The organism is Bradyrhizobium sp. Tv2a-2, assembly GCF_000472425.1.
Lineage (GTDB): Bacteria > Pseudomonadota > Alphaproteobacteria > Rhizobiales > Xanthobacteraceae > Bradyrhizobium.
In genome coordinates, this window is record NZ_AXAI01000002.1 from 24,939 (window position 1) to 48,578 (window position 23,640).

A 23,640-nucleotide genomic window follows, 5' to 3' on the forward strand; every position below is an offset into this window, starting at 1 on the left:
GCGAAATCGGGCGGCTCGCCCTCCGTACGGCGATCCTAGAGCCTTTTCCGTTCTGATTGAATCAGAACGGAGGATCTATCATCCCGCTCGGGCTCTCAGCTCGAACATGATCTTTTCGGAGAGCCGCGCCACACTATGCGCTAACGCGGCCGCGTGGATCCAGATCATGCTCTAGGCGTGGATCCTTGCGACCTCCTCGTGCGCCCATTTCACGGCGTCTTGCGCCGGCATGCCTTGTATCGCCTTGGCAGTCATGTCGACGATGATGTACTTGCTCAGCGCCTCGGCTGCGTGCCGGTCGGCTGGTCCGGCATAGCCGGGAAAACGTCCGGCCCGCGCGGCCGTCCGGAAGGGCAGCATCACGGGGTCCTTGTCCCAGAGCTTGTCCTTCTCCCAAACTGCGGTCGCCCCAACGGAATAGCCTTGCTGCGAATCGAACCATGCCTGATAGACAGGTTTCGAAGTGATCCAGCGCAGGAACTCCTTGCCAGGCTTTGGGTCCTTAACATACTTCATCAGCATGTTCGACATTGGCAGGTGATAGCCATACTGGCCCGCGACGCCCTTGGGCAGTGGCGCGTGCACGATGTCCTGCCATAGCGGCATGCCGTTTTCGGTAAAATAGGTGTCAGGCTTCCGCTTGGCCTCGAGATAAATCGAAGCGCCATTCAAAGTGCAGCTGATGGTGCCTGAGAGGAAGGCCCGGTTGTTGCTGCTGTCGTCCCAGGCGAGCCCGCCCTCGTCATAAGCGTCCTTCCAGAAGCCGACGGCGAAATTGACCGACTCGACCGTCGCCTTGGAGTTCAGCACCACCGTGTTGCCGTCCGCTTCGACCTCCTTACCGCCCCATGACCAAAGATACGGATAGGCGTAAGTTGGTGGGTCGCCGAAGCTGTGGCTGACGGCCTGCCCCATTGGCCGGCCTTTGCCCTTGAGCTTCTTGCCGGCCTCGCGGTACTCCTCCCAGGTTTGCGGGAATTTCGGCGGTTCGTAGCCGATCTCGGCGAACCAGGACTTGCGGTAAGCCAATTGCGCGCCGAGCACGCACCACGGTACCGCGATCCATCTCTTGCCATCATTGGCGACGACGCGTGATTCCTCGTAGAAGCCGCCTTGCGCCTTGCCGATCTCTTCGGCCACGTCGCTCACGTCGACGACGCTCTCCGGATAGAGCTGCGCCCAGTTGTTGAGCGCGCAGATCACGTCCGGTCCAGTGCCGGACTGAATCGCGGAGGTTGTGCGCGCCTGAATATCATTGCCGTTGATCATCTCGATGGTGAGCTTGATGCCGAGCGCCTTCTCGCATTCCGGGACAATCTCCTTCAGGAGAAGGGCGTCGGAGGCCGGGACGAAATCGTTCCACCGCAGCCAGTGGAGCGTGGTGGCCTGGGCGTAGGCGGGCGCCTGCTTCAGGGCAAGAATTGACGCTATCCCGCCAGCCCTTGCCGCGACTGCACCGCCACCGGAAAGCTTAAGCAGCTTGCGCCGACTTATGTGCGCCATGGTATGTCCTCCCTATTATTTTGTGCCGAATTCTCCTCTCTTGGAAGTCCGTAAAGGATTTGGGCGTGGAGAAGTTGAGATTCAATGTTCTGCAGCAATGTCTATGTCGTCGCGAGGGTGCGCGGCTCCGATCCCACCCAGATCGATAGTCGAAAATTCTGCGTTAACAGGATACCTGTGCGGCTGCATTGCCGCCTAGTAGCGGCATAAGCGCCGCGACTCGCGGCTGGCCAGCGGAAGAACGCGGCGCAACAAAACTTTCGCAGGTGCGCAACGACGTTTCGATGGGGTCGATACGGCTTTCCACTGGCATCCCACAAGTGCGATCGAGTCCGTTTCGAAGCAGCGCGGCTTGCGGTATCGTCGGAGCTTGGATTGAGGAAATCGCCATGACTACCTATACGGTCGGGCTGAAACTCGCGACGCGTACCAAGGCACTCACGATTGAGGCTGAGGACGCGCTACTTGCAGCTCTCAAGATGAAGCTTGAGAACCCCGAGGCGCTCATCACGTACGTTCGCAAGTCGAATCGCCGTGGTGATCGTCGTCACCCGCATGACGCGCTGCAGAACAAGAAAATGGCATAGCATTGCATTGGCTGGCACCGTGCTGCGATGGCTTGTTCCGCGCAGCATCCTCTGCAAGCTCCGTCATGACTGTCGGGATATCGTAAGCCACCCAATTTCCGGCTGGCGCATCCGGATCGTCGCCAATCAAGGCAAAACTTTTCGTTCCATCCTATGGACTGAAGTCGAATGGTCAGCTGGGCGAGGATTTGGAATCGCAAGAACTCCCGCCGGCGGATGAGGCGCCGGAAGTTTTAGCCAGCGGCAGCCAAGACGGCGTTGATGGCGTCGCCCTGCGCTGAGAAAGCGCAAGGCGCTCTGGTTCCTACGTCGACGACGCGAAAAACAACACCCGAAGGAGGCGGGTGTAGTCGGATTCAAGCACCATGATCGTCACAAACACCAGCACCAACACAGGCGGAAGCAGGATGGCGTAGGCTAAGGCCAAACGTTCCCACGCCATGTGCATGAAGACGGCGACGATCAGACCGGCCTTGAGCACCATGAACAGCACGATCAGGGACCACCTGAGATTGCCCTGCAGGCCAAAATAATCGACCAGATAAGAGCAGGTGCTGAGGACGAACAACCACCCCCACACCACGAGATAGAGCTTGATCGGATGCTGCTGACCCTTTCCGTGAGCTACTGGCGCGACTGTGTCAAGCACATGAGCTTGCAGCGAATGCTGTGTTCCCTGAACGTCTAGCGCGGCGTTTGTCATGTGCCGACCTCACCAAAGGTAAAAAAGGGCGAAGATGAACACCCACACAAGATCGACGAAGTGCCAGTACAGGCCGGTGATTTCGACGATCTCGTAATACCCCTTCCTGCTCGTGAAAAAGCCGCGCCTTTCGAGATCGAAGTCGCCCCTGAGCACCTTTCGCGCGATGGCGAGCAGGAAAATCACGCCGATCGTGACGTGGGTGCCGTGGAAGCCGGTGATCATGAAAAAGGATGAGCCAAACTGCGCAGCACCCCAGGGATTGCCCCAGGGCCGGACGCCTTCCATGATCAGCTTTGTCCATTCGAAGGCCTGCATTCCCACGAACGTGGCGCCGAAGGCTGCGGTGGCCAGCATTAAAGCTGCGGTTTTGACGCGATCGCGCCGGTAGCCGAAATTGACGGCCATCGCCATGGTCCCGCTGCTGCTGATCAGTATGAACGTCATGATGGCGATCAGAATGAGCGGGATGTGCCTGCCACCGAGGTTAAGGGCGAAGACTTCGCTTGGATTGGGCCACGGCACGGTCGTCGACATGCGTGCCGTCATGTAGGACAGCAGAAAGCAGCTGAAGATGAAGGTGTCGCTCAGGAGGAAGATCCACATCATGGCCTTCCCCCAGGAGACATTCTTGAAAGCGCGCTGATCGGAGGACCAATCGGCGACGATGCCTTGCAAGCCCCCAACCCGGGCGGAGGGTTCTCCAGTGCTTGTCAGCGCAGTCTCTGCCATCTGTTTTCATTCCTTCCTAACTGAGCAGTCGACGACAGATGTCGACAAAATTGTCGGTCCATCCCGTCAGGAGACCGAGCAAGACCAGCCAGACCAGCAGCAGGAAATGCCAGTAGATGGTGCAAAGCTCGACGCTCAGCTGCACTTCGGTCACCTCTGTGCTCCGCCACACCCTGGCAGTCGTTTTGCCCAGCGCCGCGAGACCGCCCATCAGATGCAGCCCGTGCACCGCGGTGAGCAGATAGAAGAAAGAATTGGCGGGATTGGACGCCACGAAATACCCGGCGACGATCAACTGTTGCCACACCAAGAGCTGCCCAACCAGGAAGGTGACGGCAGCGGCTCCCCCCGCGAGCAGGCCGAGCATTACGCCGTCGATGTCGTTGCGACGGGCGGCGAGGTATGCCCATTGCAGCGCGACGCTGCTCAAGACCAGAACGCCCGTGTTGAACCACAGCAATTTGGGGACGGGAAGAGCGCGCCAGTCGGCCATGTTCATGCGCATGGAGTAGGCGCTGATGAAGAGTGTGAACAAACAGCCGGCGACCGCGAGAAACACGCCCAGTCCGATCTTCGCTGCTGGCGAGGTCATCGCGCCCGTGCCGGGGAAGTCATCGATCGGACCTTCCTCCAGCCAGGGTTTTGCAGTCAGTCGTTGTTGCGAGAGCCACCAACCGACGATGGTAGCGATCACAGCCAGGAACAGGATGATGGCGCTCACGGGAGAGCTCCGCGAGCGCTTGGGGTCGCCGGCGGCTGGTTCTGCGGAATGAAGTCCTCCTTGGCACCGGGCACGCTGTAGTCATACGCCCAGCGATAAACCACCGGGAGATCCTTGCCCCAGTTGCCGTGCCCCGGCGGCGTCTCCGGCGTCTGCCACTCCAGTGTTGTCGCCCGCCATGGATTGCCCCCTGCAAGTTTGCCCTTGAACAGGCTCCAGGCAAGATTGAACAGGAACACCATCTGGGCGAAGCCCACCGTCAATGCCACCACGCTAATAAAGGCATTCAGCGAATGGGCAGACGGCGGGATGAACGCCGCTTCGCCGAGTTCGTAGTACCGGCGCGGAACTCCGAGCAGCCCGAGATAGTGCATGGGGAAGAAGATCATGTAGGCACCGAGGAATGTGACCCAGAAATGAAACTTGCCTAGCGGGTCATTCAGCATCCGCCCGGTGACCTTAGGGTACCAATGATAGATTGCCCCGAGCACAACCAGAATGGGCGCCACGCCCATCACCATATGGAAATGTGCGACGACGAACATGGTATCCGAAAGCGGAACATCGACGACAACGTTGCCGAGGAAGAGACCAGTGAGCCCGCCGTTCACGAAGGTGATGATGAAGGCGAGCGCAAACAGCATCGGCACGGTGAGGTGAATGTCGCCGCGCCACAGGGTCAGCACCCAGTTGTAAACCTTGATGGCGGTCGGGATCGCGATGATCAGCGTCGTGGTGGCGAAGAAGAATCCGAAATATGGATACATGCCGCTGACATACATATGGTGCGCCCAGACGACGAAACTGAGAGCGCCGATTGCCACGATAGCCCACACCATCATGCGATAGCCGAAGATGTTCTTTCGGGCGTGGGTGCTGATCAGGTCGGAAACGATGCCGAAGGCCGGCAAGGCGACGATGTAAACCTCGGGATGGCCGAAGAACCAGAACAGGTGCTGGAACAGGAGCGGGCTGCCGCCGCCATACTTCGAAAGCGTGCCCATCTCGACAAGCGAGGGCATGAAGAAGCTGGTTCCGAGCGCGCGGTCGAACAGCATCATCACCGAGGCGACAAACAGCGCAGGAAAGGCCAGAAGCGCCATGACGGTTGCAGTGAAAATGCCCCACACGGTCAAAGGTAAACGCATCAACGTCATGCCGCGCGCGCGCGCTTGCAGTGTCGTCACCACATAATTCAACCCTCCCATGGTGAAGCCGATGATGAACAGGATCAGGGAGGCCATCATGAGGATGATGCCCCAGTCCTGCCCCGGCGTGCCGGAGAGAATCGCTTGCGGCGGGTAGAGCGTCCAGCCTGCGCCGGTGGGGCCGCCAGGCACGAAAAAGGTCGAGGCCAGCACCAGGACCGCGAGCAGGTAGACCCAGTAGCTCAGCATGTTCACGTATGGGAAAACCATATCCCGGGCGCCGACCATCAGCGGGATGAGGTAGTTGCCGAAGCCTCCAAGGAACAAGGCCGTGAGCAGGTAGATCACCATGATCATGCCGTGCATGGTGATGAACTGGAGGTATTGGTTCGGATCAATAAAGGAGAATGTGCCGGGAAATCCGAGTTGCAGTCGCATCATCCACGACAGCACCAGCGCCACGAGCCCGATTGCCGATGCCGTCAGCGCGTACTGGACGGCGATGACTTTGGCGTCCTGCGAGAAGACATACCGCGTCCACCAGCTCCTGGGGTGATAGAGCTCAACATCAGGGACTTCGGCAGGCGGAACACCCGCGATCGCATCATAGGGGATATCGACCATGGCAATGCCTCCTCGGTCGTTTCCACCGGAGGCGATGAGCTCAACTTACGCGCTCAATCCTTCTTCGAGCGGCATGCTCTCATTCACCGCCGGATTTGTAGGTCGCCCTCGTAACGGCGCTTCGGCCTGACAATTCCGCAAACGTCTTCTGTTGCTCCAGCCAGGCGTGATATTCACTCTCTTCGTCGACGATAACCCTGGCCCGCATCTGGAAATGGGCAGCGCCACATAGCTCCGCGCAGAGCACATCGAACGTTCCGGTTCGGATCGGCTTGATCCAGAAATAGGTGACCATGCCCGGAACCATATCCATCTTGGCCCGGAACTCCGGCACATAGAAGTCGTGCAAGACATCAACGGAGCGGAGCAAGACCTTGACTGGCTTCCCGACCTGGAGATGCAAGTCGCCATTATCGATGACAACGTCGTCTTGGCCATGCGGATCGTCGCGATTCAACCCCATGGGATTGTCGGAGCTGATGTTGCGGACATCGGTTGTACCGAGCCGGCCGTCCTTCCCCGGCAGGCGGAAGCTCCATTGCCACTGCTGGCCCATGACTTCGACCTCGGTGGCGTCTGGCGGGACCGTCACGAACTGGTGCCAGACGACCAGGCCGGGCGCCAGCATGGCTGCGACGCCGATCCCGGTTCCCACGCTCAGCCACCATTCGAGCCTTTTGTTTTCGGGATTATAGGCTGCGCGCCTTCCCTCCTTGTGGTGAAAGCGGAAGACGCAATAGGCCATGAACGCGATCACCGCGACGAAAACGAATCCGGTGATCCAGAACGTGATGTTGATCGTATCGTCGATGTAGCGCCAGTTGGTGGCAATCGGCGTCCACCACCACGGGCTCCAGAGGTGAAACAGAACCGAGCCGATTGCGACCAAAAGCAGTAGAAGAGCTACATACATCCCTCGCCGTCCTCGCCGTTCAAGGCTGCGGATACGACTTTAAAGGGCGGAGCTCACGCCTACAGCGCGATGGCTGACGTCACATTCGCCATCGCCGCGCCTCTTGCCTCGCCCATTCGACCGGTTGCGACTGACAAAGAGTGCGTCTTCCGACCGCCACCTCATCAGAGGCCAGGGCGTTTCGAGAATTAAGATGATCTTCGCCAAGCTTGCCGTCAATAGCGGAGGCTGCCGGGGCGCGGTCTGGCCCGTGTCGTCTCCGCAATCTCGCATCGCGGCAAAGTTGGTCAGAGCACGATCTTAGTCAGCACCAATTGTTCGATGACGCAGCGCAGCAGGCGATTTGTGCAATCGCACAATTCGCCCAACCGTGAGTGCTGGCGCGTACCGGCCTATCGCGCTAAGCTGAACTAACCGGTCGCGACAGCTGTCGTCCGGCAAAGCTCCTTCGCCTTGAACCTGATTTGCCGCACTCGGCGCTACCGCGATCTCCAGACATGAGGAGCGCGGGACGAAAGCGCGCGTCGTTTTCGAAAGCTGCGGCACGAGCAAAGGAGACTGCGGCCATGGCCACCGAATATCTCGATAACCTTGCGAAGCCTGAACCACACCCGTTCGGGATCGCCACCCCAACTGTCGTTCGAAAGATCAGCCTGTCCGATGTGAGCGACGCGCTGCGTCTGGGCTGGGAGGATTTTAAGGCCGTACCAAGTCACGCCATCATCCTTTGCGTGATTTATCCGATTCTTGGCATCGTTCTGTTCAGACTGGTGCTTGGCTATTCGGTCTTGCCGTTACTCTTCCCGCTCGCCGCAGGTTTTGCATTGATTGGTCCTTTTGCCGGGCTTGGTCTCTACGAGCTCAGCCGCCGCCGCGAGCTGGGCGAGGAGGCCGCCGCATGGCATGCGATCTACGTGCTGCGCGCCCCGTCGTTTGGCGCCATGCTTGAGCTGGGCATACTGCTGTTCGTTCTGTTCGGGGTTTGGATCGCTGCCGCAGATGCCATTTACATTGCGATCTTCGGCAACACGCCGGCTGCGAGCATCCCGGATTTCGCAAGGCGCGTGTTGATGACTCCAGAAGGATGGTCGCTCATCATCATTGGCTGTGGCGTCGGCTTCCTGTTCGCTGTAGTGGCCCTGTGCGTCAGTGTTGTTGCGTTTCCTTTGATGCTCGACCGGCATACGACCGCCATCGATGCAGTCCGGACGTCGATGGGGGTTGCGATGACGAATCCGTTGCCCATAGCCGTATGGGGATTGATTGTTGCGGCGCTGCTGGTGATCGGTTCGCTGCCGTTCTTCGTCGGTCTAGCCGTCGTTCTGCCGGTGCTGGGTCACGCCACCTGGCATCTCTACCGGAGGGCGGTGGAAGCTGACCCGAATGCTGTACGGGAACCACCGCGCCCGCCGAAGGAAGGGCACCGCTATGCGGCAGATTTCCCGGCCAACCTCTTCCCGTGGAGCCGTGAGCGGTAGCTGTAACAGCGGAACGAGAACCCGGGATCAAGCGGGCGCGAAGTCAGTGCGCTTAACGTGCGCCCTCCAACGACGTCCGCGCCTGTCGATTGATGACTTGAACGACACAAGAACGCGCCAGCTCAAAGGCGCCGCAAGGAGACGACAATGACGGTACGTGCAATTCTCGATACCAAGGGCCACCACATCCTGAGCGTCGAGCCGGAGGCAAAGCTTTCGACGGCGGTCAAGATTCTTGGCGAACGCAAGATCGGTGCCGTGCTTGTGATGAGCAATTGCGGCGTCGAGGGCATCCTATCGGAGCGCGATATCGTGCGCGTGCTGGCTGAGCGGGGAGCCAGCGTGCTGGACGGGCCGGTCAGTGAGGTGATGACGCGCAAGGTCGTCAGCTGCCGGCAGAGCGATACCGTTTCCGCCATCATGGAAATGATGACCAATGGCAAGTTCCGCCATCTGCCCGTGCTCGAAGGCGACCGCGTGGTCGGGCTGATCTCGATCGGCGACATCGTCAAGTGGCGCGTTCAGGAATACGAGAACGAGCAGGAAGCGCTGCGACAGTACATCGAGACGGCTTAAGTCTCTGGAGCTCTCGGGGTCATCAGGCCGCCGCCTCCGCCGAGCAAGTTCGACGCGCTTCTTAGGGGCTGACCAGCGCCTATCGCGACTGGCTCCCGACGCAGCGACTGCGAAAGGCGCTGGTCGCTGAACGGGCCCATCAGCAGCAGACCGACGTGGCGATCGCGCCCGGTGATGCTGTCGATCAGGAGGCCGAGGAGGCCTGATCGACTGATCGTGCCGCCGCGCTCGTAAATCCATCAATCCAAAAAGGGGATCAATCATGACAATCAAATATCTGGAATTCACCCAGCGCTTTGCCGTGTTCGACGACGCGGCGTTCCTGAACTACGCCCGAATGCTTGGTGGTGTCGTAGACGAGGATGACCACGAACGGAAATTGGTAACCGCCGTGATGTTGGTGGCACCCAACGGCCCGCATCCGCACGGCCGAGCCGAGGGTGAACACGGCTATTTTCTGGACGGCGAGGAAGGTTCTCTGGTTAGCCGACGGCCACCTAACTTTTAAAGCTATGGAAACAATACAGCCCTCTCGGAACGCGCAACGCCGGGCCGTGCAGCCCCCCATTTGGCTTCAACGGATGGGGCGGGCGGCGCTGCTACCACGCGCTGGCGCTCCAGGCCAGCGTTCACATCCTCAGGAAATGTGCGTCGGTCGAGTTCAAATTGCCCTGCTCACATGATTCGTTGAAAGCACGGGCGCGTGTTGCGGGAAGTTCGTTGCGGCGGCCACGCCAGCTTCACAGACTGGCAACGGTCACCGAAGTGGCGCAGCGATTGACACCTTTTCCCGGGCAGGTAATGTATAGACATATTCTCGGGAGCTTGGTATGCCGCCTATCTACATCGCCTACCTCAACCGTCTCGACATCGAGGAACTCAAGATCACCGATGGCGAAATCCTGTCGGCGATCGAAGCAAGTCTGGCAGCCCAGGGCAGGGGCGACACCGTCATTGAGCCCCGCGTCCATTTGGAACCTGGGGCCGCCAACGGCCACTTCAATGTCCTGCGCGGCGCGATCAAGCCGCCGATCGACAGGGCCGGCGTCAAGATCGTCGGCGACTTCGTCGATAACTACAAGCTCGGTCTTCATTCGGAGCTTGGTATCCTCGCACTGTTCGATCCGCGAACTGGCGCGCCAAAGGCAATTATGGACGCGAGCGGCATTACCGACATGCGGACCGGAGCGGTCACGGCGATCGGTGCTAAGCATCTTGCGCGCAAGAACTCGAAGATCCTCGGTCATATCGGGGCGCGCGGGACGGCCTATTGGAACGTGCGGCTACTCGATCATCTCTTCAATTTCGACCAGATCCGCGTGCATTCGCGCCGCGAGGAGAGTCGCAACAGCTTTGCTGATCGGCTAAGCCGGGATCTCGGCAAGAAGGTCGTGGCGACGGCGGACTGGCAATCGTGCGTGGATGGCGCTGATATCGTGGTCGAGGCCTCCCGGCTCGACAAGCCGACGCCGATGCTGAAGACCGAATGGATCAAGAAAGGCGCGTTCGTCGTTCCCTACGGCACGATGAGCGCGATCGAGCTCTCGCTGACCGATATCATGACCAAGCTGGTGGTCGACGATTGGGGGCAGTGCAAGGGCGGCAAGTTCGGCAGCCTGCGGGCCCATGTCGAAGCGGGAAAGCTCTCCGAGAAGACGCTGCACGCAGAGCTCGGGCAGATTGTCGCCGGTCTGAAGCCGGGGCGTGAAAGCGATGCGGAGACGAACTTGCTCTGGCATCGCGGGCTTTCGCTGTCCGATATCGCACTGGGACACGCCATGCTGGAGAAGGCCGAGCGCATCGGCGTGGGGCAGCGCCTGCGCTTCGCCTGACCGGGAAGGTCGAGGCATACGGACATGCGCTACGTCGCTAATGCACGAATGTACTCGGTCAATCCAGAGGCGGCGGCCGCCTGGAAGGAATTGTTCGGCTGGCTCGCGCGTGAGAGTGGCGTCGACCTTGAAATTCTCGATCACGCCTTTCCGCTTCCTCTGGCCGACCTATGGTCGCGTACCGATCTGGGCTGCGCCTTCATGTGCGGATTTCCCTACATGCTGGCGACACATCGGCCGAGGCCGGTCGCTGCGCCCATACCGACCACCGCCCCGATTGCAGGACGACCGGTCTATGCCACCTGCCTCGTCGCTAGGGCGGAGTCGGATGTCCACACCATCGAGGACACGTTTGGCGGGCGCCTCGGTTACACGGTTGCTGATTCTCATTCCGGCTACAACGCGCTGCGTCATAGTCTCCTGCCGTATTACCGGCAGCGCGGTGCAAAGCTCTATCGCGAGAGCGTCGGACCCTTGACGACGCCGCGGCGCGTCATCGACGCGCTACTTGCTGGTGATATCGATATCGGCCCGCTCGACAGCTATGCGCTGGACTTGATGCAATATCATCAGCCGGAGCTTGGATCACAGATCCGGGTCGTCGCGACCACGGATCCGGCACCCGTTCCGTTCCTGGTTGCGTCATCCGGTTGCCCTGCCGAGATCCTGTCCTGCTTGCAAGCGGCGCTTGGCAACTTCTCTACCGCTCCAGCGTGTTCAGGCCTGAAAAGCGGCTTCGTCTCGATGCTTTCGCCCCTGTCGCTCTCGAAGATTACGGCCTGATGCTGCGTTGGGATGCCGAGGCGCGCGCGGCCGGATATTCTCAGCCCGGGTGATTGCACCTGCGCAGCAACACGAGATAGCAGTCTGCCGAACCGATCGGCGCGATCCGAAACGGAGCGTCGCCGGTGCGCGTCAGAATCGCGGTGTCCCCGTCCGCCAGGCCGATCTTCTCGTGGGGCAAACTCAGTTCGACATTGCCGGAGCAGGCGATGGCCAGCGCGATATCTTCGTCGTCAAAATCGCAATAGGCCGGTTTGCTTATGCGCCGCAGCTGATGTTCGAAACGCCCGCGCTTGGTCATGACATTCAAGTCGACGATTTCGCCTGCCAACAGCCGCGCTGATGTTGGCCTGTCGCCTGGGAAAGGCATCGGCTCCGAGTTGCGCTCGAGCATGACCGGCGCGGCGTCTCCGATGGTGAGCGACAGGCCGTATCCCTCGACGACGGCAAGCGTACGGTCGACGCCGGCAAATTCAGAGAATGGTCCATCGGAGGCGACCCGTGCGATGCTGACACGCCAGTCGAAATCATCCAGCGAGGCGCCCGATGGCTCGACGGCGATCTCCATCGTCGAGCCACCGCCGTTTTTCCAGGCCGTGGTCCGGCGCTCGCTGGCGCGAACGATCCTCACGGTGCGCTACCGCGGTCCAGGCTCGGCAGGTCGAGTTCGTTCTGTCGCGCACATTCGATCGCGAGCTCGTAGCCGGCATCGGCATGCCGCATCACGCCGCTTGCCGGATCGTTCCACAGCACCCGCGCAATGCGTCGGGCCGCCTCCTGTGTGCCGTCACAGACGATGACCATACCAGCGTGCTGCGAATAGCCGATGCCGACGCCGCCACCATGATGCAGCGACACCCAGGTCGCGCCGCCAGCGCAATTCAACAGGGCGTTCAGCATCGGCCAGTCGGATACGGCGTCCGAGCCGTCACGCATGGCTTCGGTTTCACGATTGGGCGAGGCGACGGATCCGGAATCGAGATGGTCGCGGCCGATCACGATCGGCGCTTTCAACTCGCCGCGAGCGACCATCTCGTTGAAGGCAAGACCGAGCCGGTGGCGGTCGCCAAGGCCGACCCAGCAGATCCGGGCCGGCAGACCTTGAAACGCGATCCGCTCACGCGCCATGTCGAGCCAATGATGCAGTGAGGCATCGTTGGGCATCAGCTCCTTCACCTTCGCATCGGTTCGGTAGATGTCCTCGGGATCGCCGGACAAGGCGGCCCAGCGGAAGGGCCCGATACCGCGGCAGAACAGCGGGCGGATATAGGCGGGGACGAAGCCCGGAAAGTCGAACGCGTCCTTGACGCCTTCCTCGAGCGCCATCTGGCGGATGTTGTTGCCGTAATCAACGACCGGAATCCCCATCCGGTGAAACTCGAGCATGGCGCGAACGTGGTCCGCCATCGAGGCGCGCGCGGCGCGCTCGACGGCTTTCGGATCGCTCTCGCGCCGCGACTGCCATTCGTGGATCGACCAGCCCGTTGGCAGGTAGCCATTGACCGGATCGTGTGCGGACGTCTGATCGGTAACCGCATCGGGCCTCACGCCGCGCCGGACCAGTTCGGGGAACACCTCCGCGGCGTTGCCGAGCAGCCCGACCGAGACCGGCTTGCGCGTCCTTGCGGCGTCCTCAATGATCGACAGTGCCTCGTCGAGGTCCTTGGCCTCGCGATCGAGATAGCGTGTGCGCATGCGCATCTCGATCCGGGACGGCTGGCATTCGACGGCAAGGCACGAGGCACCCGCCATCACGGCGGCGAGCGGCTGCGCGCCGCCCATGCCGCCGAGCCCCGCCGTGAGAATCCATTTGCCGGCGAGATTGGCGCCATAATGGCGGCGGCCGAGCTCGGCGAAGGTTTCATAGGTGCCTTGAACGATGCCCTGGCTGCCGATGTAGATCCAGGAGCCGGCCGTCATCTGGCCGTACATCATCAGGCCCTTGCGATCGAGCAGGTTGAAGTGTTCCCACGTCGCCCAATGCGGCACCAGGTTGGAGTTGGCGATCAGCACCCGCGGCGCATCGGCGTGGGTGCGGAAGACGCCGACCGGCTTTCCGGACTGGATCGCGAGCGTCTGATCGCCCTCCAGGCGGCGCAGCGTTGTCACGATCCGGTCGAAACACTCCCAGTCGCGCGCGGCGCGTCCGATGCCGCCATAGACGACAAGCTCGCCCGGCTTCTCCGCGACGTCCGGATCGAGGTTGTTCATCAACATCCGCAAGGGAGCTTCCGTCAGCCAGCTTTTCGCTGAAAGCTCCGGGCCACGGGGCGCGCGGACGATGCGTGCGTTGTCGATACGTGTCATGAAAACACATCCGGTGATGAAGAGAGCAGGTGGGTCATGTCGTCAGGCCTTGCCAGATGCGCGCATGCAGCGGATTGAAGCCGATCCGGTACACCAGCTCGGCGGGACGCTCGATGTCCCAGATGGCGAGGTCGCAACGTTTGCCTGCCTCGAGGCTTCCGATCTCGCCGAACAGGCCGAGTGCGCGGGCGGCCTCGCGGGTCACCGCCGCCAGGCATTCGTCGACGGTCAGCCGGAACAGCGTCGCTCCCATGTTCATGGTGAGTAGCAGCGAGGTCAGGGGCGACGAGCCGGGATTGCTGTCGGTCGCGAGTGCGACCGGAACGCGATGCTTGCGCATCAATTCGATTGGCGGCGTCTGCCTTTCGCGCAGGAAATAATACGCGCCCGGAAGCACCACCGCGACAGTGCCCGCGGCTGCCATCGCGGCAATGCCGGTCTCGTCGGCATATTCGAGATGATCAGCCGACAAGGCACCGGACCGCGCGGCCAATGCCGCGCCACCGAGATTGGAAAGCTGGTCGGCGTGAAGCTTGACTTGAAGATTGCACTCGCGGGCGCGAGCGAACACTTGCGCCGTCTCTTCGATCGAGAACGCGATGGTCTCGCAGAAGGCGTCGACGGCGTCGATCAGGCCCTCGGCCGCCAATGGACCGATCATCTCGCAGACCTCGGCGACGTAGGCGCTGGAGTCGCCGGCGCGTTCGGGCGGCAGGGCGTGAGCACCGAGGAAGGACGTCCGCACTGTTATCGGATTGTCGCGCGCAAGCTGCCGCGCGGCGCAAAGCTGGCGGCGCTCGGTCGCAAGCTCGAGCCCATAGCCCGACTTGATCTCGATGCTCGTCACGCCCTCGGCGATGAGCGCATCGAGCCGGGGCTGCGCACCGGAGACGAGCTCCTGCTCGGTTGCGGCTCGCGTCGCCTTCACCGTGGACACGATGCCGCCGCCGCGCCGCGCAATCTCCTCATAGCTGGCGCCGGCAAGCCGCAGCTCGAACTCCTCAGCCCGGTTGCCGCCGTAGACCAGATGGGTGTGGCAATCGACCAGGCCCGGCGTGATCCATCGCCCGTCGCAATCAGTGCGCTCGGCCGCATCGAGGCCGCTCGGCGTCTCCGACCTTGGGCCCGCATAGACGATGATGCCTTCCTTGGCCGCAATCACCCCGTCCTCGACGATGCCGAGGCCCTCGCGTTGCGGGGACAGCGTGGCGAGCCGACAACGATGCCAGAGGCGATCAGCGACAGTCATGACGATGGAAGCCCGCTATCCTCTCGGTGCTTGGCACGGCGATGCCATTTGTCTATACATATTACATGCCGGCCGCATGCTGTCCAGCTTCTCGTCGGCTCGGGAGATCCAAGTGTCCCAACTGCATTTCAAGCAAGTCCTGTTGCCGGGTGGATGGTCGCGCGAGGTCCGGCTATCGATTGCCGACGGTCGGATCGCGGCCGTGCACGTCGGCGTGGCGGCGGGTGAGGCCGACGAGCGTCACGCCATCGGCGTGCCGGGGCTGCCCAATCTCCACAGCCATGGGTTTCAGCGCGGCATGGCGGGCCTGACCGAAATCAGAGGCGCCAGTTCCGACAACTTCTGGACCTGGCGTGACCTGATGTATCGTTTCGTCGCGCGCATGACGCCGGAGGACGTCGAGGCGATCACGGCGCAGGCCTATGTGGAGATGCTGGAGGCGGGATTCACGCGGGCCGGCGAATTTCATTACATCCACCACGATCCCTCCGGTGCACCCTATGGCGATATCGCCGAGCTCGGAGGACGCGTCGCGGCGGCGGCGCAAGCGAGCGGCATCGGGCTGACGCTGCTGCCGGTGTTCTACGCTCACGCTGGTTTCGGAGGCCAAGCGCCGGACCAGGGACAGCGACGTTTCGTCAACAGCGTCGACCGCTTCGCGCGGCTGCTGGAGGCGTCGCGGGCTGCCGTCGCTGGCTGCACCGGCGCGGTAGTCGGCATCGCGCCGCATTCGCTGCGGGCCGTCACGCCGGATGAATTGACGGCCATCCTGGCGCTCGCCGACACGGGCCCGATCCACATCCACATCGCCGAGCAGACGAAGGAGGTGGAAGACTGTATCGCCTGGAGCGATAGCCGGCCGGTCCAATGGCTGCTCGATCATGCACCGGTCGATCGTCGCTGGTGCCTGGTGCATGCCACGCACATGACCGGCGAGGAGACCCGCGCAATGGCCGAAACCGGTGCCGTCGCGGGCCTCTGTCCAATGACCGAGGCCAATCTCGGCGACGGCATCTTCAATGCGCCGGAATTCGGTGATGCAGGCGGTGGGTTCGGCGTCGGCACGGATTCGAACGTGCTGATCGGCGCCGCGGATGAGTTGCGCCAGCTCGAATATTCGCAGCGGCTCAGGCTGCGCGCGCGCAACGTCATCTCGACCACCGGTATTGCCTCGACCGGACGCGCGCTGTTCGACGGAGCGCTTGCCGGCGGCGCCCAGGCCCTCGGCGTCGCCGGTGGTCTTGCCGCGGGCCTTGCGGCCGACATTGTCAGCCTCGATGCCGACAGTCCGGCGCTGGCCGGACGCTCGGCTGATGCCATTCTCGACGGCTGGATCTTCGCCAGCCGCCGCTCTCCTGTGGACTGCGTCTGGACATCCGGCCGCAGGGTTGTGACAAACGGTCGGCACCATCAGGCGGAATCGGTGGCGGCCGGTTTCCGCCGCCGGCTGGAAGGGCTGCTTGAGGCATGAAACCATCATCGAAACGGAACGCCGGCGGCGGTGTCGCGCTCTATCAGCGGATCCGCAGCGATATCGAGAGGCGCATCATGTCGGGCGCGTGGCCGCCGGGGCATCGCCTGCCGTTCGAGCACGAGCTGATGGACACCTATTCCTGTGCGCGCATGACCGTGAACAAGGTGCTCTCGGGGCTCGCGGCGGCGGGACTGGTCGAGCGTCGGCGCCGTGCCGGCAGCTTCGTGTCGCGTCCGAAGGTGCATTCGGCGGTGCTGCAAATTCCCGACCTGAGGGCGGAAGTCGAAAGTCGCGGCGAGCGCTACGGCTATACGCTGCTGCAGCGGCAGAAGCGCGCGGCCACGCGCGACGACAAGGCGCGCCTCGATCTCGCGCCGCGCACGCCGGTCCTGGTGCTGCGATGCCGCCACGATGCTGCAAAGCAACCGTTTGCGCTCGAAGACCGGATCCTCAACCTGGACGCCGTACCGGAAGCGGCTGACCAGGACTTTGCGGTGGTGCCGCCGAGTGTCTGGCTGGTCGATCACGTGCCTTGGACCGAGGCAGAGCACCGCATCTCGGCCGGCAATGTGGACGAGGCGGTGGCGGCGGAGTTGAACATCGACCAGGGCACCGCCTGCCTCATCATCGAGCGCCGCACTTGGCGCAACGGCGAGCCGATCACGGCCGTCCGCCTTGTCCATCCGGGGCCGCTCTACGATCTGACGGCACGATTCACGCCGAGCAGCTAATTGACTCACTTCGCCTTTGCTGCATCGACGAAGCGGTTCGTCCATAGATCGTCCTCGGACGCCTTTGCATCAAACTCCTTGCCGAAATTGGTGCCAGCCTCCTTAGCGAAGGTCAGCGCGTTCTGCATGCTCTGCACGTCGATCTTGCCGCCCTCGGCAACCCCGCCGCTCATCGTCTTGAGGGCGGCCGCGATCGCCTGCGGATCGGCTTTGGCAAAGAATTGCTTCTGGATCGCAGAGGCGGTTTCGTCAGGTTTACCAATCGCCGCGGCGCTCGCGTCCTGCAGGGCCTTGGCCGTCTTGGTGATGAGGTCGGCGGTCGCCGGGCTGATCGGCTTCTTGGCGACGAGCACGAGATAGGGCTGCTTTGCAAGCAGCGGGAAATCCTCGCCAAGCGACACCAGCACGGTGCCGGTGGCTGCCTTCTCGGCCAAATATCCTTCCGGCGGCGACAGCACGAAGGCGTCGATACGCTTTGCTTCCAGCGCCGCCTGAATGGCGGTGGGATTGCCGACCTGGGCAACCTTCAGATCGTTCTTCGGATCGAGACCGCCTTGGCCGGCGAGCCAGCGCGCCGCGATCTCCTGCGCGCCGGCAAGTGCCGTGGCGCCGACCAGCGCGCCCTTCATGGCGGCCAGTCGTTTTGGGAGCGGATCGCTCGGCTTCACGCCGGTGCGCTCAATGAGCGCCGGCGAGACGACGAGCTGGAGCGTGACCTTCGACATCAGCGAATAGACGATCTCGAACGGCTGACCCTTGGCCGCCGCGCGCAGCATCGAGTCGGGGCCTACCGCCGCCAGATCGATATCACCGGCGTCGAGCGCTGCCAGTGCCGAGGGGTCGCCGCCAGGCAATGAGATCACGTTGGCGGTCAGTCCCTGTGGCTTGAACGTGTCCAGCGCCCGCGCCGACCAGATCGGCAGGAAGCTCAGGGTCGGAGCGCCAAGCCCGATCCGAACCGCCTGCTGCGCCATCACGAGGCTCGGCATCAACGCCAGTGCGCCTCCGATGACCGCAGCTCTCATCAAGTTCACCGCGCGCATCATTGTCTCCCTGTTGCTTTAGATGTCGATCGGACCGGCGCCCGACAGCGAATGCCAGCGCAGCAGCCGGCGCTCGAGTCGGCCTGCGAGAAAATTCGCAATGGCGACGAAGCCCAGGAGAATGACGATGCCCGCGAACACGCCGGCGGGGTCGTATGTCGACGATGCCTCGTGAATGAACAGGCCGAGCCCCTGCGCCGATGATGTGAACTCGCCGACGATCACGCCGATGACGCTGTAGGGAATGGCAAGGCGCATGCCCAGCATCACGAACGGGGCGGCCGCCGGCAGGAAGACGTGGTAGGTGAGTTGACGCTGGTTTGCACCCATCACAAGCGTGAGGTTGATCAATTCGCGGTCGACACTGCGCACGCCGGCGAACACGTTGTAGAAGACCAGGAAGAACACCATGATCGAGGCGAGCGCGATCTTCGATCCGATGCCGATCCCGAACCAGATGATGAAAAGCGGGGCGAGTGCGATCTTCGGGATGCCGTAGAACGCCATCACATAGGGCTCAAAGATGCGCGCGAGACGCGGCGAGCGACCGAGCGCATAGCCGCCGATCACGCCGCCAGCGACGCCGATGACATAGCCGAGCACGAGCTCCTGCCCGGTGGTCCACAGATGCGGATAGATTTCGCCTGACGCAAACAGTTCGTAGAGCCGCTGAGCGACGGCGCTCGGCTTGCTCACGTAGATTTCCTTGATCAGCCGGCCTGAGGCCCATTGCCAGAACAGAAGCAGGGCGATCCCGGGGAGCAGCTTCAATGCCCATTGCAGTGGCTTGGCCGCAAGAGTGGAGAGGCGGCGGCGCAATCCCGCGCTGCCCGCGGAGGCGTCATAGGTCATCTCGGTCATCGGCTTGCCTTCGGTCAATGCACCCGTCCGATATCGATCTGCGAGCGGAACTCGGTCCAGACCGCATCATAGGCCGCCTCGAAGCCAGGATTACGGAACGGCTCGAACATGTTGCGCGGGCGCGGCAGATCGATCGGAATGTTGGCAAGGAGCCGCGACGGCCGCTGGCTCAGCACCACGACGTGGTCGGCAAGCAGCACGGCCTCGGTGATGTCGTGGGTAACGAACACGACGGTCGCCCCTGCCTCCATTGACAGGCTCTGCAGGTCGCTCTGCATTACCATGCGGGTTTGTGCATCGAGTGCGCCGAACGGCTCGTCCATCAAGATAATGTCGGGCCGATAGACCAGGGTGCGCGCGATCGAGCCGCGCTTCTGCATGCCGCCGGATAACTGGCTCGGAAAATGCTGTTCAAATCCCTTCAGGCCGACCGCTTCGAGTGCGCTCGCAACCCGCTCTTTTCGTTCGCCGGCCGTGACGCCGCGGAACAAAAGGGGAAGTTCGACATTCTCGGCGAGAGTCTTCCAAGGAAACAGTTGCGCCTGCTGCGGCACGAAGCCGACCTCGGTGTTGATTCCCGTCACCTTGCGGCAGCGATGATGTACCGCGCCGCGGGTCGGGATCAGAAGTCCCGCCGCCATCTGCAGCAGCGTGCTCTTGCCGCAGCCGCTCGGGCCGATGACCGCGACGAACTTGCCGCGGTCGACCTCGAAACTGATCCCGTCGAGCACGCGGATATTCATCCGTTGGCCCGGAGCTGGAAAATCCTGCCCAATCGCTTCAAAGGCGAGTACGCGGTCGCTCATACCGGCCATCCCTCAGTCCGAACATGTCTATACATAATCGAAGCCGCCAAAACGGGCAAGTCGGGATCGGTGCGGAGATTTTCGCCGCTTCTGCCCAAGGGCTGATCAGGCCGCTCGGCATAGTGCGCTGTTCCATTGACTTTTCAGATCGGCCGTTTCGTCCGATAAAGATTAGTCGGGACTCTCACGGTACCCGCAGCGTCGCCTGAAGTTGGCGAGCGCGTCGGGATTATGACCAGAGCGTCGGCAGCGCAACCGCTGCGCTGGCGGCAATCGTGCCGTCGCGCACGAGCGAGATCGCGCGCTGCAGGTCGGGATAGAAATGCCGATCATCTTCCAGATGAGCAACTTGCTTGCGCAGCACCGCACGCACCCGCTCGAGGGCAGGGCTCGATTTGAGCGGTGCATGGAAATCGCATCCTTGGGCTGCCGCGAGCAATTCGATTCCGATCACCGCTACTGCGTTCTCCACCATAGGCAGAAGACGCCGCGCGCCATGCGCGGCCATCGAGACATGATCCTCTTGATTTGCGGACGTGGGGATGGAATCGACGCTAGCTGGATAAGCGCGCTGCTTGTTCTCGGCGACGAGCGCCGCAGCCGTCACCTGTGCAACCATGAAGCCGGAATTGAGCCCTGGCCTCGGGGTCAGGAATGCAGGCAGGCCTGACAGAGTGGGATCGATCAACATGGCGATACGCCGCTCGGCGAGCGAGCCGATTTCGCAGGTCGCCATTGCGATCATGTCTGCGGCGAAGGCCACGGGCTCGGCATGGAAGTTGCCGCCCGAAAGGGCTTCGTTGTCGTCTGGAAAGATAAGCGGGTTGTCTGTGACGCCATTCGCCTCAAGTGCGAGCGTGCCGGCGGCCTGCCGCAACAGGTCCAGCACCGCGCCCATCACCTGAGGCTGGCAGCGTAGACAGTAGGGATCCTGTATCCGTTCGTCGCCTGTGAGATGCGAGGCACGGATTGCTGACCCTATCATGAGATTTCGCAGTGCACCCGCCGCCTCGATTTGCCCAAGGTGGCCGCGGAGCTCGTGGATACGTCGGTCAAAAGGCGCATCCGAGCCCTTTGCAGCGTCGGTCGACAGCGCGCCCGTCACGAGGGCCGCGCGAAACAAGTTTTCGGCCTCAAACAATCCGGCGAGCGCGTTTGCCGTTGAGAACTGCGTTCCGTTCAACAACGCGAGCCCCTCTTTCGGGCCGAACTTCAGCGGCTCCAGGCCCACTTCCGCGAGGGCCGCAGCGGCGGGAATGCGGTTGCCGGCGACGAAGGCCTCTCCAACGCCCATCATCGCCGCTGCTAAATGCGATAGGGGCGCGAGGTCCCCTGAAGCCCCGACCGAGCCTTGCGCTGGTATCATCGGCGTCAGATCGCGGGCGAGAAAGGCTTCGAGCATGGCAAGCGTCGCAGGCCTTACGCCTGATGCGCCTCGGGCAAGGCCGGCGACCTTCAGCGCTATCATCAGCCGGACCGTTTTGATCGGCGTCGGCTCGCCGACGCCCGCAGCGTGCGAGAGGACAAGGTTGCGTTGGAGCGTCTCCAGATCATCGGGATCTATGCGCATGCGAGCCAGCTTGCCGAACCCCGTGTTGATGCCGTAGACGGGGACGCCGCTTGCGACGATGGTTGCCACCATGGCCGCGCTTCGTTGGACGCCGCGCAAGCAGGCGGGATCGAGCACAAGCCTCGCTCCGCAATAGATGCTGAGCCACTCGCTGAGTGAAACTTTCCCGGGCCGCAGAATGACGTCATTCATCTCACTCTCCATGCGTGTGCCGGCCGATTATAGACCCGGTCTGGCCGGATCAATGCCGTACTGCAGCGCCGGTCGAAATGTACGTGAGGTCCCGCTGCAACCTATACGGCGCAATTCTGATGGCACTCTCGCTCATGCGATGATGGCGATTTACGACGAGGCGCTCGCCCCGAGCGGGCTGAAAATCACGATGTTCAGAGTCATTCGCCGTCTTTCAGAGGCGAACGAGCCGACAATAACCGAGCTTGCGACAATTGTGGATCTCGACCGTAGCTCTCTGGGCCACAATCTGAAAGTAGGTGCTCGAGCGCGAAGGGCGCTGCCTATGGAAACCAAGCAAGCACGACCGACAATATCTAGGTGTTGTTTCGTGGGCCGTTTTGATCTTCCATATTGATCACGCGTGGCATAAGCGCGAGTTCGATGGAGGAAACGATGTCGGAACGCTTTACGATAGCCAATTTTCGTAGTGTTGCTCACGGCCCGCAGGAGGGTCAGTTCGCGGTCGGCGAACGCAAGAAGGCGTCGGGCCTGCGTGATCTCGATCCAAAGTACAAACGGCTGCTCGATGAGCCGGTCACTATGACTCTGGGTTTGATCGGACCGGACGACCGGATTGGTCTCACGCCGATGTGGTTCGACTATGAGGGCGACAAGATCCTTGTAAACACCGCGTCGCATCGGCACAAGTGTGAATGGATCCGCAAGAATCCGCGCCTGACGATACTACTGGTCAATCCCAACAACCCCTACCACTGGGTGCAGATAAAGTGCACTGTGGAGAGGGAGATGCGGGAGTGGGAACCGGACGGCGAATACGTAACCAAACAGCTCGACCGCATCTGGACCAAGTACACCGGCAAGCCGGGCCCCTATGCACTGCGCGATCCGAAGATTGATGAAAAGCGCGTCTTGTTTGTCTGCGGCATTGATCGGATTGCCACGTTCGGCGAACCATGACCTGCGGCGCTAGAAAAGGACAAGACCAGGAGGATGCCGACGGCGAGATCGAGTGCAAGCACGACGGTGCGGGCTTGGCCTGAAAAGGGCTACGTGGCCCTTTTTCAGTTTGCCGAGGGCTTCAACGTAGTCGGTTCGCATTTGGGACGACGAAGGTCGCAAGCGGGATGACTAGGAACAGCACAAGCGTCGCAGCTTCTGCCACCGTCACTGCCTGTCATGGTAGCTCCATCAGATCGGAGCTCTTCGATCTCCTCTCAGGCAATAGTCGCGCGGTGTTGCTGACAAATTCGCGATTATACGATCATGCAGCGATATACACGGGAGCGAATCTCATATTGGCTTTGCAGGCCCGCGGCCTTAGAGTTGCGGCGATCGCAGGACGGGCGAAATGCAGTATGTTTGCGATGCGCCGGAGGGTAAGACCTGGTTCCGTATCGAGACGGAAGGTGAAGCGGTGCATGAGTCGCGCCTGATGGGCCACACAGTCGAGAAATATTTCCGCCGCGAGCGGGAGAAGGCTGTCCAGTCCTGGCGTCCGGAGCGGCCCAACGCGATTGAGCGAGACATCGGCCTCGAGACCCATGTACAGCGAGAGATGCCGCTTTTTCTCACGTTGCGCGACAGGGAGGGCAATGCACTGGCTACAGCGATGCTGCCACCGGGTGGCAAGGATCGCGGCGGGTTCCGGATCATCATCGTTGCCGCATCCAATGCCGATCCTTATCCTCAGCACGACGCAGCCATCGCGGCGCTGGGAGCGCATTTCGATCTCACACTCGATCGCAACCGGTGCTTCCCCTACGGCCGCTGAGGAGCCTGACAAGTATCGCTGCTTGAGGTCGGC

The 23,640-nt window shown here is 61.9% G+C and carries 23 protein-coding genes and 1 pseudogene; 10 read left to right on the forward strand and 14 right to left on the reverse strand.

Annotated features, from left to right (window positions below; genetic code table 11):
• Positions 1-171: 171 nt before the first annotated feature.
• On the reverse strand, positions 172-1,503 hold the full coding sequence (locus A3AI_RS0103650; RefSeq protein ID WP_024514270.1) for an ABC transporter substrate-binding protein: 1,332 nt from the start codon (positions 1,501-1,503) through the stop codon (positions 172-174).
• 389 nt (positions 1,504-1,892) lie between these two features.
• Here A3AI_RS0103650 and A3AI_RS0103655 point away from each other — a divergent pair, with 389 nt between their 5' ends.
• The gene (locus A3AI_RS0103655) at positions 1,893-2,090 is read left to right on the forward strand and encodes a hypothetical protein (protein WP_024514271.1); all 198 of its coding nucleotides are present in this window, start codon (positions 1,893-1,895) and stop codon (positions 2,088-2,090) included.
• Here the strand turns inward: A3AI_RS0103655 and A3AI_RS50175 are convergent.
• From A3AI_RS50175 to A3AI_RS0103680, 6 genes and pseudogenes are all read right to left on the reverse strand, one after another.
• A pseudogene (locus A3AI_RS50175) lies at positions 2,011-2,226 on the reverse strand (YbhB/YbcL family Raf kinase inhibitor-like protein); the annotation flags it as partial. The gene A3AI_RS0103655 and the pseudogene A3AI_RS50175 overlap by 80 nt on opposite strands.
• Positions 2,227-2,394: 168 nt before the next feature.
• Entirely contained in the window at positions 2,395-2,793 is a 399-nt protein-coding gene (locus A3AI_RS0103660; RefSeq protein WP_024514272.1) for a cytochrome C oxidase subunit IV family protein, read from the reverse strand.
• A gap of 9 nt (positions 2,794-2,802) precedes the next feature.
• Positions 2,803-3,525: a heme-copper oxidase subunit III family protein gene (locus A3AI_RS0103665; protein ID WP_024514273.1), complete on the reverse strand. Its 723-nt coding sequence runs from the start codon at positions 3,523-3,525 to the stop codon at positions 2,803-2,805.
• A 16-nt stretch (positions 3,526-3,541) separates the two neighbouring features.
• Positions 3,542-4,246: a cytochrome c oxidase subunit 3 gene (locus tag A3AI_RS0103670; protein WP_024514274.1), complete on the reverse strand. Its 705-nt coding sequence runs from the start codon at positions 4,244-4,246 to the stop codon at positions 3,542-3,544.
• Positions 4,243-6,018, reverse strand: coding sequence for a cbb3-type cytochrome c oxidase subunit I (locus A3AI_RS0103675; RefSeq protein ID WP_024514275.1), 1,776 nt, complete (start codon positions 6,016-6,018; stop codon positions 4,243-4,245). The genes A3AI_RS0103670 and A3AI_RS0103675 overlap by 4 nt, the downstream gene beginning before the upstream one ends.
• 79 nt (positions 6,019-6,097) lie before the next feature.
• Positions 6,098-6,931 (reverse strand): cytochrome c oxidase subunit II, encoded by an 834-nt coding sequence (locus A3AI_RS0103680; protein WP_024514276.1) that lies wholly within the window; start codon positions 6,929-6,931, stop codon positions 6,098-6,100.
• Positions 6,932-7,497: 566 nt separating this feature from the next.
• Between A3AI_RS0103680 and A3AI_RS0103685 the strand changes: the two genes are divergently transcribed.
• The 5 genes from A3AI_RS0103685 (at position 7,498) to A3AI_RS0103705 (ending at position 11,600) form a co-directional block, all read left to right on the forward strand.
• Positions 7,498-8,409 carry a DUF2189 domain-containing protein gene (locus A3AI_RS0103685; protein ID WP_024514277.1) on the forward strand — a complete coding sequence of 304 codons (912 nt, stop codon included), beginning with the start codon at positions 7,498-7,500 and terminating at the stop codon, positions 8,407-8,409.
• A 147-nt stretch (positions 8,410-8,556) separates the two neighbouring features.
• Entirely contained in the window at positions 8,557-8,985 is a 429-nt protein-coding gene (locus tag A3AI_RS0103690) for a CBS domain-containing protein (protein ID WP_024514278.1), read from the forward strand.
• Positions 8,986-9,247: 262 nt separating this feature from the next.
• Positions 9,248-9,493, forward strand: coding sequence for a hypothetical protein (locus A3AI_RS47200; RefSeq protein ID WP_024514279.1), 246 nt, complete (start codon positions 9,248-9,250; stop codon positions 9,491-9,493).
• Between the two features lie 322 nt (positions 9,494-9,815).
• Positions 9,816-10,817 (forward strand): ornithine cyclodeaminase family protein, encoded by a 1,002-nt coding sequence (locus A3AI_RS0103700; RefSeq protein ID WP_024514280.1) that lies wholly within the window; start codon positions 9,816-9,818, stop codon positions 10,815-10,817.
• Between the two features lie 24 nt (positions 10,818-10,841).
• Positions 10,842-11,600, forward strand: coding sequence for a phosphate/phosphite/phosphonate ABC transporter substrate-binding protein (locus A3AI_RS0103705; protein ID WP_084800814.1), 759 nt, complete (start codon positions 10,842-10,844; stop codon positions 11,598-11,600).
• Positions 11,601-11,640: 40 nt separating this feature from the next.
• Here the strand turns inward: A3AI_RS0103705 and A3AI_RS45070 are convergent, their stop codons facing one another.
• Genes A3AI_RS45070 through hutI form a run of 3 tightly spaced genes read right to left on the reverse strand, consistent with a single transcriptional unit; the run spans position 11,641 to position 15,156 of the window.
• On the reverse strand, positions 11,641-12,231 hold the full coding sequence (locus A3AI_RS45070; protein ID WP_024514282.1) for a HutD/Ves family protein: 591 nt from the start codon (positions 12,229-12,231) through the stop codon (positions 11,641-11,643).
• Positions 12,228-13,907 carry a urocanate hydratase gene (hutU, locus tag A3AI_RS0103715; RefSeq protein WP_024514283.1) on the reverse strand — a complete coding sequence of 560 codons (1,680 nt, stop codon included), beginning with the start codon at positions 13,905-13,907 and terminating at the stop codon, positions 12,228-12,230. The genes A3AI_RS45070 and hutU overlap by 4 nt, the downstream gene beginning before the upstream one ends.
• A 34-nt stretch (positions 13,908-13,941) precedes the next feature.
• Positions 13,942-15,156 (reverse strand): imidazolonepropionase, encoded by a 1,215-nt coding sequence (gene hutI, locus A3AI_RS0103720; protein ID WP_024514284.1) that lies wholly within the window; start codon positions 15,154-15,156, stop codon positions 13,942-13,944.
• A 112-nt stretch (positions 15,157-15,268) separates the two neighbouring features.
• Between hutI and A3AI_RS0103725 the strand changes: the two genes are divergently transcribed.
• Both A3AI_RS0103725 and hutC read left to right on the forward strand, forming a co-directional pair.
• A complete protein-coding gene (locus tag A3AI_RS0103725) occupies positions 15,269-16,627 on the forward strand; it encodes a formimidoylglutamate deiminase (RefSeq protein WP_024514285.1) in 1,359 nt (452 codons plus the stop codon).
• Positions 16,624-17,361 (forward strand): histidine utilization transcriptional repressor HutC, encoded by a 738-nt coding sequence (gene hutC, locus A3AI_RS0103730; RefSeq protein ID WP_024514286.1) that lies wholly within the window; start codon positions 16,624-16,626, stop codon positions 17,359-17,361. Before A3AI_RS0103725 ends, hutC begins: the two co-directional genes overlap by 4 nt.
• A gap of 5 nt (positions 17,362-17,366) precedes the next feature.
• Here hutC and A3AI_RS0103735 read toward each other — a convergent pair whose 3' ends face one another.
• The 4 genes from A3AI_RS0103735 to hutH form a co-directional block, all read right to left on the reverse strand.
• Positions 17,367-18,386: an ABC transporter substrate-binding protein gene (locus A3AI_RS0103735; protein ID WP_198030053.1), complete on the reverse strand. Its 1,020-nt coding sequence runs from the start codon at positions 18,384-18,386 to the stop codon at positions 17,367-17,369.
• A 36-nt stretch (positions 18,387-18,422) separates the two neighbouring features.
• The gene (locus A3AI_RS0103740) at positions 18,423-19,265 is read right to left on the reverse strand and encodes an ABC transporter permease (protein WP_156927618.1); all 843 of its coding nucleotides are present in this window, start codon (positions 19,263-19,265) and stop codon (positions 18,423-18,425) included.
• Between the two features lie 14 nt (positions 19,266-19,279).
• The gene (locus A3AI_RS0103745; RefSeq protein WP_051382279.1) at positions 19,280-20,071 is read right to left on the reverse strand and encodes an ABC transporter ATP-binding protein; all 792 of its coding nucleotides are present in this window, start codon (positions 20,069-20,071) and stop codon (positions 19,280-19,282) included.
• A gap of 229 nt (positions 20,072-20,300) precedes the next feature.
• Positions 20,301-21,833, reverse strand: coding sequence for a histidine ammonia-lyase (hutH, locus tag A3AI_RS0103750; RefSeq protein WP_024514290.1), 1,533 nt, complete (start codon positions 21,831-21,833; stop codon positions 20,301-20,303).
• Positions 21,834-22,268: 435 nt separating this feature from the next.
• Between hutH and A3AI_RS0103755 the strand changes: the two genes are divergently transcribed.
• Together A3AI_RS0103755 and A3AI_RS0103765 are read left to right on the forward strand one after the other, a co-directional pair.
• Entirely contained in the window at positions 22,269-22,793 is a 525-nt protein-coding gene (locus A3AI_RS0103755; RefSeq protein ID WP_036047418.1) for a pyridoxamine 5'-phosphate oxidase family protein, read from the forward strand.
• Between the two features lie 391 nt (positions 22,794-23,184).
• The gene (locus A3AI_RS0103765; RefSeq protein WP_024514292.1) at positions 23,185-23,607 is read left to right on the forward strand and encodes a hypothetical protein; all 423 of its coding nucleotides are present in this window, start codon (positions 23,185-23,187) and stop codon (positions 23,605-23,607) included.
• The last annotated feature ends 33 nt before the right edge of the window (positions 23,608-23,640 follow it).